At 43.8% G+C, this 13,949-nt stretch carries 10 protein-coding genes; 3 read left to right on the forward strand and 7 right to left on the reverse strand.

Annotated features, from left to right (window positions below):
• Positions 1–6 precede the first annotated feature (6 nt).
• The 5 genes from accB to QQJ93_RS00210 all read right to left on the reverse strand — a co-directional run bounded on the left by accB (position 7) and on the right by QQJ93_RS00210 (position 6,223).
• Positions 7–465, reverse strand: coding sequence for an acetyl-CoA carboxylase biotin carboxyl carrier protein (accB, locus tag QQJ93_RS00190; protein WP_089124728.1), 459 nt, complete (start codon positions 463–465; stop codon positions 7–9).
• A gap of 104 nt (positions 466–569) precedes the next feature.
• The gene (gene aroQ / locus QQJ93_RS00195; protein WP_089124727.1) at positions 570–1,025 is read right to left on the reverse strand and encodes a type II 3-dehydroquinate dehydratase; all 456 of its coding nucleotides are present in this window, start codon (positions 1,023–1,025) and stop codon (positions 570–572) included.
• A 588-nt stretch (positions 1,026–1,613) separates the two neighbouring features.
• Complete coding sequence (gene acs, locus QQJ93_RS00200) at positions 1,614–3,560, reverse strand: acetate--CoA ligase (RefSeq protein WP_089124726.1); 1,947 nt, start codon at positions 3,558–3,560, stop codon at positions 1,614–1,616.
• Between the two features lie 178 nt (positions 3,561–3,738).
• Positions 3,739–4,374: a 3'-5' exonuclease gene (locus QQJ93_RS00205; protein ID WP_089124725.1), complete on the reverse strand. Its 636-nt coding sequence runs from the start codon at positions 4,372–4,374 to the stop codon at positions 3,739–3,741.
• 4 nt (positions 4,375–4,378) lie between these two features.
• A complete protein-coding gene (locus tag QQJ93_RS00210) occupies positions 4,379–6,223 on the reverse strand; it encodes a DUF294 nucleotidyltransferase-like domain-containing protein (protein ID WP_089124724.1) in 1,845 nt (614 codons plus the stop codon).
• Positions 6,224–6,462: 239 nt separating this feature from the next.
• On the opposite strand from QQJ93_RS00210, the gene QQJ93_RS00215 reads away from it, so the two are divergent.
• The 3 genes from QQJ93_RS00215 to QQJ93_RS00225 all read left to right on the forward strand — a co-directional run bounded on the left by QQJ93_RS00215 (position 6,463) and on the right by QQJ93_RS00225 (position 11,546).
• A complete protein-coding gene (locus QQJ93_RS00215) occupies positions 6,463–7,611 on the forward strand; it encodes a 3-phenylpropionate MFS transporter (protein ID WP_089124723.1) in 1,149 nt (382 codons plus the stop codon).
• A gap of 197 nt (positions 7,612–7,808) precedes the next feature.
• Entirely contained in the window at positions 7,809–11,249 is a 3,441-nt protein-coding gene (locus QQJ93_RS00220) for a hybrid sensor histidine kinase/response regulator (RefSeq protein WP_089124722.1), read from the forward strand.
• Between the two features lie 42 nt (positions 11,250–11,291).
• Positions 11,292–11,546, forward strand: coding sequence for a hypothetical protein (locus QQJ93_RS00225; protein ID WP_089124721.1), 255 nt, complete (start codon positions 11,292–11,294; stop codon positions 11,544–11,546).
• A 216-nt stretch (positions 11,547–11,762) separates the two neighbouring features.
• On the opposite strand, the gene QQJ93_RS00230 is transcribed toward QQJ93_RS00225, so the two are convergent.
• On the reverse strand, positions 11,763–13,466 hold the full coding sequence (locus QQJ93_RS00230; protein WP_089124720.1) for a sodium:solute symporter family protein: 1,704 nt from the start codon (positions 13,464–13,466) through the stop codon (positions 11,763–11,765).
• Between the two features lie 11 nt (positions 13,467–13,477).
• Positions 13,478–13,744: a DUF4212 domain-containing protein gene (locus QQJ93_RS00235; protein WP_089124719.1), complete on the reverse strand. Its 267-nt coding sequence runs from the start codon at positions 13,742–13,744 to the stop codon at positions 13,478–13,480.
• Positions 13,745–13,949: the final 205 nt, after the last annotated feature.

A 13,949-nucleotide genomic window follows, 5' to 3' on the forward strand; every position in this document is an offset into this window, starting at 1 on the left:
ACAGACTTATTCAATCACAACAAGCGGTTGATCGAATTCAACAGGTTGGCCATCTTCAACAAGAATAGCTTTCACAACACCTGTTTTATCAGCTTCAATTTGGTTCATCATTTTCATCGCTTCAACGATACAAAGAGTTTGACCTTCTTGTACGCTTTGTCCAACTTCGATGAAAGATTTCGCTTCCGGGCTTGGAGAACGGTAGAAAGTACCTACCATTGGTGAAAGTACTTTGTGACCAGTTTCAACTGGAGCAGCCACAGGCGCTGCTGGTTCAGATGCCGCTGGAGCAGCCGCAGGCGCTACTGGAGCCGGAGCAGCTGCATATTGAACTGGAGCCGCAGGTGCCGCTTGGTTGCTATAGCGGTTGATGCGTACTGATTCTTCACCTTCAGAGATTTCAAGTTCAGCGATGCCAGATTCTTCTACTAGCTCGATAAGCTTCTTGATTTTACGAATATCCATAATGTTTTCTCTATTTATTTAATTATTCATGTCCAAACAACAGCAAAGCCATTGTTTATGTTTTAGTAAGACAGGTTGCCCTACTGATATCGAAGACGAGTGCATTAAGCCGATTGTTGGCTTAGCTGTGCATGTGCCGCCGAGAGTGCAAATTGGTAACCTTGAGCGCCGAGGCCGCAAATGACGCCAACTGCTTTATCTGAAAGATAAGAATGATGGCGGAAAGTTTCGCGAGCGTGAACGTTCGATAGGTGTACTTCAATAAATGGAATCTTCACCCCAAGCAATGCATCGCGCAGTGCCACACTAGTGTGGGTAAACGCGGCAGGGTTGATGATGATAAAGTCGATAGTGTTATAGGCAGCATGAATCGCTTCGATCAATTCGTATTCACGATTCGATTGTAAATGCGATAGTTCAATACCCAACTCTTTAGCTTGCGCCTCCAAGTTATTAACAATATCCGACAATGTATTAGAACCATAATGCGTCGGTTCACGTAACCCGAGCAAATTTAAATTCGGCCCATTTAAGACAAGAACTCGTAAGTTTGCTGACATTGTGTGGCTAATATCCATTAAAGTGAATGTAAAATGCATCATGTCATAATTTTGATACTTTGCTAAGTAAGATAGCAAAAAAAATGACTCTACATCTAATAATTTGCCCAATTATAGCTAAATCAGCGCAAATCGCAGCATTTTACTGGTCTAATGAGGTCAAGGCGAGTTCCTAGGTTGCGAGTTCCTAGTTTCTGGGGGGCGGGTGCTGAATATTTATCGGTAATAAATAACTTATTCATTTGCTTTATGTAACGAAGGTTCGAACATTAACCTCTAGGAACTAAGTCCTAGGAGAAGAAGATAGGGGATTTACTTAAAGCGAGCCGAATCGTTAAGCTCATAATAGTTTACAGTGCGCGGCATGAGATTCCCGCTCTCGCTAAGGCTCGTCTGGAATAATGTTTTTTCGTGTACTCGCTTGTATCTTTTCCTCGAGACACGAAGCGGCCTAGGTTCTCGTGACAACGTTTCGCTGCAAAAATCATCACCAAAGATCAACAGGCCCTAGGGACTTAAAAATAAAAACCGCAGCCTAAGCCACGGTTCTTATTATTTATTTTTACACTGTGGTGAAGCGATCTTGTTTTACACCAAATTCGCTTTTTCTTCGATGAGTTTATCGACTACGCTTGGATCGGCTAAGGTTGAGGTATCCCCTAGGTTGCCAGTATCGCCAGTGGCAATTTTACGTAAGATTCGACGCATGATTTTGCCTGAGCGAGTTTTCGGTAAGGAATCCGTCCAATGCAGTACATCTGGTGTGGCAATTGGACCAATTTCTTTGCGAACCCAGTCTTTAACTTCTTTATGCAGTTCCGCTGATGGGAATTCACCATCATTAAGCGTGATATAAGCATAAATCGCCTGACCTTTTATATCATGAGGAATGCCGACAATCGCCGCTTCGGCAATCTTATCAAATGCCACGAGAGCGGATTCAATTTCTGCGGTACCCATGCGGTGACCTGATACGTTAAGCACATCATCGACACGGCCTGTGATCCAGTAATAACCATCTTCATCACGTCGTGCACCATCACCTGTGGTGTACACGCCTTTAAAGGTTGAGAAGTAGGTTTGCTCAAAGCGCTCATGGTCACCATAAATAGTGCGCATTTGTCCCGGCCAAGAATCAGTGATCACTAAGTTACCTTCGTTAGCGCCTTCCAGTGTTCCGCCTTCATTATCAAACAATGCTGGTTGTACGCCGAAGAATGGACGTGTCGCTGAGCCTGCTTTTAGTTCGGTAGCACCCGGAAGTGGGGTGATCAAGATTCCACCGGTTTCGGTTTGCCACCAAGTATCAACAATCGGGCAGCGCTCATCACCAATGGTTTTGTAGTACCATTCCCAAGCTTCAGGGTTAATGGGTTCACCGACCGACCCCATAATACGTAAGCTAGAGCGGGTGGTGCCTTTGATTGCTTCATCACCTTTCGCCATGAGTGCGCGAATCGCAGTTGGGGCAGTATAAAGAATACTGACTTGATGCTTATCGACCACTTCGCTCATGCGGCTCGTGTTCGGGTAGTTTGGCACGCCTTCAAATAGGATAGTTTTTGCACCGTTAGATAGCGGACCATACACAAGGTAAGTGTGACCAGTGATCCAACCAACATCGGCAGTACACCAGAACACGTCGTTGTCTTGATAGTCGAACACATATTTGAATGTCATCGTGGCATACACTAGGTAGCCGCCAGTGGTATGAAGCACGCCTTTTGGTTTACCGGTTGACCCTGATGTGTAGAGAATAAATAGCGGGTCTTCCGCATTCATTGGCTCTGGTGCGCATTCTGGCGAGGCCTGCTCGGTTGCTTCATGCCACCAAATATCACGCTCAGCATTCCATTCAACATTACCCCTAGTGCGCTGGAAAACCACTACGCTGCTGATATTGGTTTCAGGGTTTTGCAAAGCTTGGTCTACATTCGCTTTAAGTGGAACCGCGCGTCCACCACGTACTCCTTCATCAGCCGTGATCACGACTTTAGCGTTGGAATCAATAATACGACCGGCGAGCGCATCAGGAGAGAAACCGCCAAATACGACGGTATGAATAGCACCGATACGGGTACACGCTAACATGGCTACTGCCGCTTCTGGCACCATTGGCATGTAAAGACAAACCACATCGCCTTTTTTGATTCCTTGTGCTTTTAAGACATTGGAGAAGCGGCAAACTTTTTCATGCAGTTGGTTAAAGGTGATTTGAGCGTCATCTTTTGGATCATCGCCTTCCCAAATAATTGCTACTTCATCACCACGTTCAGCGAGATGACGATCAATACAGTTCGCTGAGACATTAAGCTGGCCATCTTCAAACCATTTGATGCTGATGTTGCCAGGTTCAAAAGAGGTGTTTTTAACCTGAGTAAAAGGTTTGATCCAATCAACAATTTTGCCATGTTTGGCCCAGAAACCTTGCGGGTCATTGACCGATTCTTGGTACATGGATAGGTAAGTGTCATTGTCGGCGTGAGTTTGCTGCAAGATATTTTCTTTGACTGGATGAATATGAACTTCACTCATTGGGCTCTCCTTGCTTGAGTAGGACTCAATTCTTAATCTGTAGGGATTCGTCTTTTTTGTTTTATCTTACTTTCCGCCTATGAGGTGTTTTCTACAATTAGACTTTAGGATTAGATGTTGTTAATAAAGGTTTTTTAGCTCAAATTATCGAGTGAAATGAGAGCTAGATCGGATGTTTTTAGTGTTTTTTATAAGCCAAACTAGGGCTAGGCATGCTGCCGTAAGTGAGCCGAACATAAATCAATGCCGCAGTAATGGCATCTTGTAGCGCATCATGGCGTTCTTGAATCGGCAGTTCTAAGTGTCGACAAATCGCCTCTAAACTTAAATCGCAATAAGCATTGGGGAGTAGGCGTTCTAGTTGCTCATGATAAAGGTGGCTGACTTCAACTAATGGATTGGGTAGTGGAAACCCAAAGTGCTTTTTATAAGCGCGATCGAGTATCGTTTTGTCATAACGAATGTGGTATCCCACCAATGGGCGATTGCCGATAAACGCCAGTAATTTCTCTAACCCTTCGGCTTCTGAGTAACCTTCTGCTAAATCATTATGACGAATATGATGAATTTTCACTGAGTTGGAACATAACGATTGCGGCGCTTTCAGCTTGATATGAAATGGCTCACTCGTAATGATTTTATTGTTGATAATTTTGGTGGCTGCAATGGTAACTAATTCTGCTTGTTGTGGATTTAAGCTGGTGGTTTCGCAATCCAGAGACACAAATTCGCCTTTGGGGATCATGCCAAATAACGGTTGATACGGGGAACCTTTGAGGCGAAAAAACCAATATAAACGCTGCAGAGTATTCATCCGATTACTCCCTAATTTGATAATGGTAGCCAAGCCATTGCTTGAATTTTTTGACTACATGTAGGCTATGACGTAGTAGATCGCGCTCACTACGATTGAGGCTTTGAACATCCAGTTGATTGTGACTATGTTGACAAGTTAGCTGCTGCGACAGTCGCCACTTGATAAATAGTTTGAGGGCTTCCGATAAGTTATCGGCAGTTAATCTTTCTAGGATATTTTGTTTTTGCAGCTGTTCAATTCGCTCAAAAGTATTACTGGCGAGTATTTGATGTTCCAGTGCTAAAGTACGGATACCGTGTACGATCGGGAAAATCCCACCTTGCTTGATATCAATGCCTTGTTTGCTTTGCTTAACTTGACCAAAAAAGGTTAATGGCACCGCAAAGCCTAGCGCCGGACGAGCGAACTCCATTAAGCCTAGACCATTATTGTGCATTAAGGTGTGTAGCTGTCGCTTTAGTGGTTCGAGTAGGCTTTTATTGCCTGCTATCGCTTGAGCATCAGAGAAAATGGCCAGCTTCATTACCGAAGATGACGAACTTTCTTTAGCCCATTGTTGTAAGCATTTTTTCCAATCAAGTTGGCTTTTGACCCATTTTGGGTTGTTGACCATCACTTTACCGGGGCAAGGTGGATAACCAAGTTGCTGTAAAGTCTCACTGAAACTGTCCATCAAATGACCAAATTGATGCCAATGTAGGCCATCTTTAATGATTAACGCATTATCTTGATCGGTTTTGAGAATTTGTTCTCCACGTCCTTCAGAACCAAGTACTAATAAACAGCAATGATCATGTAAATGTGCTGGCACGATAAGTTCAAAAGCTTTCTCAATGATCTGTTCATTGACCGCAGAAATAAGCTCCATAATAAATCGAGTACGAATACCGTTATGTTGTAGGGTGTGTACTAACTCTCGTTGTCGACTGGCTGCATCGATAAGTTCCTCTAAGTTATCGGCGTTAGCGATTCTCAAGGTTAATACGTGTGAATGGGTCGAAAATGCGCTCAAAACTTGGGTGAGATTAAGCATGCCGATAATTTGTTGCCCTTGAGTTACCGCAAGGCGTTTGCACTTGTAGCGAGTCATTATGATCATCGCATCAAATAAATAGTCACCTTCAGGTATATGTAGAACCGGAGAATTCGCCACTTGTTGTGCAGGGTACTCAAGCGGTTGCTGATCTAGAGCAATCGCGTGCAATAAATCGGTACGAGTAATAATGCCAAACGGTAACTGTGAACCGGTATGTTGCTGATTAGCATGTTGTTGATTGGTATGTCGGTAAGTGGGAAGGGCAATTAACGCCGCATCACTGCCATGTTGCTGCATTTGTTCAGTTGCTTGTTTTAAATTGGCGTCCGGCTCAAGTATTAGCGCTGGTGTGTAAATAGCCGCATCGACTTTAGTCAGGATAAATTCGGCTAAATTTTGTTGGTTGTGCGCTTGCTCAATCCGTTGTTGGCGAGCCGATAAATTGTTATCAAAATAAGCAGCAAAGTCGTCATTTTCTTTATATAACCCCAGAAAAATATGACGAGGAAGTAAGTAGGTAAGCGTGTCTTCTAGGGCAGTATAACGGTGCTTTATAGTACCATCGAGTAGCGATCGTACATCAAACATGTCTTCATGGGCATAGTGAGCAAACACCTCTCGACCATCATCACTGGTTTCTTCTACTGCGCCTTTAATTAATACATACAGGTTTTCATCACATTTACCAGGAGTGAGTATGGTGTCGGATTGACGAAAATAAGCGACATCAAGATTTGAGCGTAGTTGTGCCTGCTGTTGTTCTGACAAGCGATCAAAGGGTGCTAATGTCATATTAAATTTATCAGGCATGGTAACCACACTCATACGATTACAAGAATCTTGAGTGTGGCTATTTTCTATTTACCGCGCTAGACGACTTTGGTCTATACCCAAGTGAATTCTGCATCTTGAAGTTACTTGGGTATATATACTTCAAATAGTGCGCTGTTGATTCACTATTTTAGCCTTATCGGAATAGTCACTCTGTGGGATTACAGGCATAATGACGCCTGATTTTTTGTTTGCCCTACAAACTCTTGGATGACCTCATGCTTAACCCCACGCCTTTTGGTTGGATATCTCAATATTTTTTCGGTTTCTTTTTTGCTTATGGGGTGTATTTGCCTTTTTGGAGCTTATGGTTTTCTGAACAAGGCGTATCCGCTTCCGATATTGGACTACTGATCGGTTTGGGTTTTGCCACTCGTTGTGTTGTTAACCTAGTACTTACCCCCAAATTGCATAAAGTTGAGCATTTATTACCCTCGTTAAGGGTGTTGACATTTATTGCACTCATTTTTTGTGCTTTGCATTTCTTTACCGGAGGGAACTTCTGGTGGTTGGCGTTAGCAACCATTGGCTTTAACGCCACTTTTGGACCGGGAATTCCCTTGTCGGATTCGGTTGCTAATTATTATAACAAGCTCAATCTACTAGATTATGGACGTAGCCGCTTGTGGGGATCGGTGGCTTTTATTGTTGGTTCTAGTTTGGTCGGTTATCTGGTCAATGGGTTTGGTTCCGATATGATTGTATATACGGCGATGGCTGGTCTTTTGGTTACCTTGTTGCTGTCGTTACGCCAACCTACTCCTTTGCCAGAGACTCGTGTAGGAAGTGAACAACAAGCTAAGCCAAGTATTTTTATCTTGCTCAAACAATGGCCGATAGTGAAGTTTTTAATTTTAGTTTCTCTATTACAAGGCTCACACGCTGCTTATTACAGTTTCAGTACTCTACATTGGAAAGAGGTTGGGATATCAGAATCAGTGATAGGTTACTTGTGGAGCTTTTCGGTGGTTTCTGAAGTATTGCTGTTTGCTTTTAGTGCTAGGTTGTTTGGTGCTTGGTCATTACGAGCTATGTTTATTGTTGCTTCGTTAGCTGTCGTTGTGCGCTGGTGTGGTGTGGCAATGACGAATGAGGTTTGGTTGTTAGCATTGTTGCAAACTTTGCATGGTTTAACTTTTGCTTTAACGCATTATGCGACGATTCGTTATATACAATTAGCCGATGACCAATATTTAGTACCACTGCAAGGCTTATATAATGCCATTCCTTTAGGGGCTTTTATTGCTTTAATGACGGCATTAAGTGGTTGGGGGTATGAGTTTTTTGGAGGCAATGTCTTTTTGTTGATGGCAGTAATGGGCATCGTCGCTTTGTTTGTTAAGGTTGAACAGCCTATATCCAAGTAACTTCAAAATACGAATTTCAGCAAGAATAAAACAAGCTTTAGACAAGGCCAATTGAATATGATCTCTCTGTTCAATTTAACGCGGCCTAAGAAGAATAATTTCTCACTGAACCCACAAATTAGGTGTAAAGCGATTGAGGGAAAAAGCTCGCCATAGCACAATCAAATTAATGTACATGGATAGTAGATTGAGGCGACATGCAAGGATGGATAGTGATTCCAGTATCACTGGCGTATTTAGGGGTTCTATTTTTAATTGCCTGGTATGGCGATAGGCAAAAAAGCTGGTTATTTCGTTGGCGACCTTGGATCTATAGTTTATCTATTGCGGTCTATTGTACCTCTTGGACCTTCTATGGCACGGTCGGTCAAGCCAGTGCCGATATGTGGTCTTTCTTACCTATTTATCTTGCGCCCATTGTGGTTTTTACCTTGGGTTGGCGTATTCTTGCGCGTCTTATTCTTATCACTAAACGTGAACACATTACTTCAATTGCCGACTTTATTGCCGCGCGTTATGGCAAATCTCAAGGGTTAGCCATCACCGTAACGTTAATTGCGGTGATCGGAATCTTGCCTTATATCGCGTTACAATTACGTGGTATTACCATGGGGCTGGAGCTAGTGGCACCGAATTTAATGCAACAACTTGGTTACCAAGATATGCAAGTGTCATGGTTTGTGGTTGGGGTGTTGGCAGTGTTTACCATGTTGTTTGGCACTCGTCATATCGATAATACCGAACATCACCGTGGCATTGTGATGGCGGTGGCGTTTGAATCGGTCGTCAAACTATTGGCTTTTTTAGTGGTTGGCATGTTTGTGGTGTATTTGATTTATCAAACTCCGAATATCAGCTTAAGCCAGCTATCTCAGCAGTATTATCAAGCACCGAATATTCCTACTTTAGTGATTCATATGCTACTAACCATGGCAGCGATCATTTGTTTACCTCGCCAGTTCCACACGACGATTGTTGAGAATGACCAAGCGCGTGATTTGCATGTTGCAAGACGAGTATTTCCGATCTATTTAGTGCTGATGGGGTTGTTTGTATTGCCCGTCGCATGGGCTGGCCAATATTTACTTGGGGGCTCAAGTGCCGATGCTTATGTGATTAATCTGCCGTTGTCGGTTGGCGCGGATACCATTGCTTTACTTGCTTACTTAGGCGGTACTTCCGCTGCCAGTGGTATGGTGATTGTCTCGACCATTGCGCTTACCATTATGGTGTCTAATGATTTAGTTTGGCCAATGTTACTGCGCCGAATGAAGTTATCTAAGGCTAAACCTAAACAAATATCCGGTTTATTACTTAATGTGCGCCGAGCTTTGATTGCTCTGCTATTAGCTGGCTCTTGGGGCTTTTATCAAATACTGGATCGCGTGCCTTCATTAGCGGTGATTGGTTTATTGTCTTTTGCGGCAATCGCCCAATTTGCTCCAGCTCTACTTGGCGGTTTGTATTGGCGAAAAGGCAATCGTAAAGGTGTGTATGTTGGGTTAATCCTTGGTTTTGTGGTGTGGCTCGCGACCTTAATGCTGCAAACCAATATGTTAGCTGGAAGTGAAGAAACTAACTTTCTAGTTTGGTTTTTAACACCGCCTGAATGGCTACAAAGCTTGAATTTACAGTCTTCTGATTGGGGGATGGCATTGAGTCTTGTGGTGAACACTTTGGCTTACGTGTTTGTTTCCTTAGTGACGCGTTCAAGTTTAAGTGAACGCCTGCAAGCCGCTTCGTTTGTCGGTACTCCATTTCCAGAAAGTGAAGATGTTAGTTTATATCAAAGCCGAGTTAGTGTGGCTGAATTGGAAATGTTGGCTTCACGCTTTGTTGGGCGTAAGCGAGCACGTAATGCTTTCCAACTGTTTTGGTCACAACAACCTGAAACGCTGCTACCACAGCAACAAGCTTCTGCGCCCTTGATTCGTCATACTGAGCGGGTACTGGCCGGGGTCTTTGGTGCATCTTCGGCGCGGCTAGTGCTGACGTCAGCGTTGCAAGGTCGCAATATGCAGTTGGAGGAAGTCGCCGCGATAGTCGATGAGGCATCCGAACTGTATGACTTTAGTCGTGGTTTATTACAAGGAGCGATCGAACACGTTAGCCAAGGGATTGCGGTGGTCGATAAACAGCTGCGGCTGGTGGCGTGGAATCAACGCTATTTAGAGTTATTTGATTTCCCTCCAGGCTTAATTCAAGTAGGACGACCGATTGCCGATATTATTCGTCATAATGCGCAACAAGGTTTATGTGGGCCGGGCGATCCGGAAATACATGTACGTCGTCGGGTTGAGCATTTAGAGCGAGGCACTCAACACACGTCTTCTCGAATCCGCGAAGATGGGCAAGTGATTGAGGTGCAAGGAAACCCTATGCCTGGTGGTGGCTTTGTAATGAGTTTTTCCGATATCACCGCTTTCCGCCGTGCCGAACAAGCATTAAAAGAAGCGAATGAAACTTTGGAAGATAGGGTACAAGAGCGTACTCATGAATTGGAAAACTTAAACACTAAATTAGTGAATGCCACTCAAGATGCCCAACAAGCCTCTCAATCAAAAAGTCGACTATTGGCCGCCGTTAGCCATGATTTAATGCAACCACTCAATGCTGCACGTCTGTTTGCTTCATCGCTTAGCGAAACGGCTAGTGATGATAATACCAAGCAATTTTCTGCTCATATCGAAAGTGCCTTAGGGGCGGCTGAAGATTTGATTGGTGATTTATTGGATATCTCTCGCTTAGAGTCAGGAAAAGTGCCGACGGATATTCGCTGTTTTGAATTACGCGAAGTATTAGACAAACTGGATGCTGAATTTAGCGTATTAGCGGCAGAGCAAAATATTGAATTTGAGCGAGTGCCAACACAACTGATTGTCGAATCTGACCCTAAATTACTCAGACGGGTACTGCAAAACTTGCTGACGAATGCATTTCGCTACAGTCAACAAGAAGGGCGTCGGGGTAAAGTACTGCTTGGTGTGCGACGTATGCAGGATGATATTCGAATTGAAGTGTGGGATAACGGTATTGGCATTCCACTGGAAAAGCAGGGGGAAATTTTCGATGAGTTTACCCGAGTTGATGAAAACCGCGCTGATCAAGGGCTAGGGCTAGGGTTAGCGATCGCTCGCGGGATCACTCGATTGCTTGGACACCATTTAGAACTGCGCTCATGGCCACAACAAGGTACGGTATTTTCAGTGAGTTTAAAGCGCTGTTATCAACTACCAGTTGAACCCATTAAAGCCAGCGTTATCGAGCATGCACCACTGGCTAATATCAAAGTGCTGTGTGTCGATAATGAACCCGAGATTTTGTTAGGCATGAAAACGTTACTTGAACGTTGGGGTTGTGAGGTTCGTACTGCGTTAGATCTTAAACAAAGTATCAGCGCGCTAGAGAAAGATTGGAGTCCTGAAGTGGTATTTTCTGACTATCACTTAGATAATGGCCACATTGGTTTAGAAGTGTTAGATGCGTTAAGAGATCAAATTGGTGATAGCTTTGTTGGGGTAGTGATCAGTGCTGATCGCTCGGAAGAAGTAAACCAAGCCATTAAAGCAGGTGGCTTCCAATTTTTAACTAAGCCAGTCAAACCTTTAAAATTAAGAGCGGTGTTGAATCGGTTATAGTGATGACTTGTTTGTAGAAAATTAATAATAAAAGGATGCAGAATGATGATGGGTGAGTATCAAACTAAGCAAGGTGTGCTAGTCGAAATCTTCCAAGGACAAGTGCGTATTGCGATGGGTGGTTTAGTGGTGACAGATAAAGTGGAAAATATTCATGCGATCACGATTAATACTCCAGATGGCGCAGGCAGTTTTTATCTGGCAGTAGATGATTCAAATGCTTTGTTGTTTGTGGGAGATTTAACCGAACTTGAAGCTGTCGCGCAAGTGTTGGGGATTGAGGTCGAGAAGGGGTAGTTAGATGGTGATCTCATTGGAGTATCGTCATTCCTGCCGAGTCTAAGCGAGAGCGGGAATCTACTCACCACGCGCTGTATATAGATCCTCGATGTCGCTTAGGCTCCTCAAGGATGACAGCTATCAATATTAATTAATGCCTTTAAAGTAACCAAAAAGCCCGAAGAATATAAACTCTTCGGGCTTTGTTTCTTTTAGGCTATTTACCTTAAGCTATTAATGATCGTGTGCTTTACCTGCGCCTTTCGGGAAGCGGATAGACTCAACCATATCCTGTACATCTTTGGGTACTTCTGCAGTGAATTTGTTCACCACAATGGATACGACAAAGTTTAGACACATACCTAGTGTACCGATACCTTCTGGGCTGATGCCGAAGAACCAGTTATCTGGCGTGCTTGCCGCTGGGTTTACGAACTTGAAGTAAATGATGTAGGCAGCGGTGAAAGTAATACCTGTTACCATACCGGCAATCGCACCTTCTTTGTTCATCTTCTTATAGAAAATACCTAAGATGATGGCAGGGAAGAACGAGGCTGCCGCAAGACCAAAGGCAAAAGCGACCACTTGCGCTACGAAGCCTGGAGGGTTAATACCTAAGTAACCCGCACCGATTACCGCAAGTGCTGCCGCCCCCCGAGCAAATAATAGCTCTTGTTTATCTGTCATATTGGGCTTGAACTCTTTCTTCAATAAATCATGAGAGATTGAGGTCGAGATAACTAATAGTAAGCCTGCTGCTGTCGATAGTGCGGCCGCAAGACCACCCGCAGCCAGTAATGCAACTACCCAGTTAGGTAATTTTGCTAGCTCTGGAGAAGCCAGTACGATGATGTCACGGTTGATGTTCATCTCATTACGCTCATCGCCAGAGTAGAACATTTTGCCATCGCCATTCTTGTCTTCCCAAGAAACAAGACCAGTGCTTTCCCAGTTGTTGTACCAGCTTGGAGCATTTTCAACGGCAACACCTTGTTGATCTGGGCCGTTGATGGTTTCAATCAAGTTTACACGAGCAAATGATGCGACTGCTGGAGCTGTTGTATAAAGTAGTGATATGAATAGAAGTGCCCAACCTGCAGAAATACGTGCATCTTTTACTTTAGGGACGGTAAAGAAACGAATAATTACGTGCGGTAAACCAGCAGTACCTACCATTAATGCCGCGGTAATGAAGAAGATGTCTACGGTACTTTTCGAACCATCAATGTAGGAGTTAAAGCCTAATTCCTGAGTTAGTCCTTCTAAGCGATCCATTAGATATACATCAGAGCCAGATATTGTGGAACCCATACCGATTTGTGGGAACACATGTCCTGTCATCATAATAGATGTGAAAACCGCAGGGACAAGGAAAGCAAAAATAAGTACGCAGAATTGTGCTACCTGAGTATAGGTAATGCCTTTCATGCCGCCTAATACCGCATAGAAGAATACAATCGCCATCCCAATGATGATGCCGAGGTTAATATCGACTTCTAAGAAGCGGGCAAACACCACACCAACACCACGCATTTGGCCTGCCACATAAGTGAAAGACACAAAAATGGCACAGAAGATAGCCACTAAGCGTGCAGTACGAGAGTAGTAGCGGTCACCGATAAAATCAGGAACCGTGAACTTGCCAAATTTACGTAAATAAGGGGCTAAACAAAGTGCTAATAATACGTAACCGCCAGTCCAGCCCATTAAGTAAACCGAGCCATCGTAACCAGCAAAAGAAATGATACCTGCCATTGAAATGAAAGATGCTGCTGACATCCAGTCGGCAGCGGTTGCCATACCATTGGCAACAGGGTGAACCCCACCACCAGCGACATAGAACTCACTGGTTGAGCCAGCGCGCGCCCAAATTGCAATGCCGATATACAATGCAAAGGTGATACCGACGAGAATAAACGTCCAAGTTTGAATATCCATATATTAGCCTCTTAGTCTTCCTGTACATTGTATTTTTTATCAAGCGCATTCATGCGAGCGACATACACGAAGATCAGCACAACGAAGGTATAAATTGACCCTTGCTGTGCAAACCAAAATCCCAATTTAAATCCTGCAAATTGGATGGTATTGAGTGCGTCGACAAATAAAATGCCCGCACAGTAAGACACCACGAACCAGATGGTCAGTAGTGTCGCCATAATGCCTAGGTTTTCCTTCCAGTAGGCTTGGGCATGTTTGTCAGATTCAAACGCCATGGCCATTCTCCTTTGTGTTTTACCCGATTATTTTCATTGATATAACAGCTATGTTCACTGATATAACAGTTATTTTCACTGAACTCACAGTGAGCTCTTTTGTTAATAAAACGTTACGAGAAAACAATAGCAGTAGGAGTCGAAAGGGGCTTTTCAACTTTAGTCGGGCAGGAATGTTGGTAAATTAAGACCTTATAGGCTTTTT

This window comes from Vibrio algivorus (genome assembly GCF_030161215.1).
In the GTDB taxonomy this organism is placed as follows: Bacteria; Pseudomonadota; Gammaproteobacteria; order Enterobacterales; family Vibrionaceae; genus Vibrio; species Vibrio algivorus.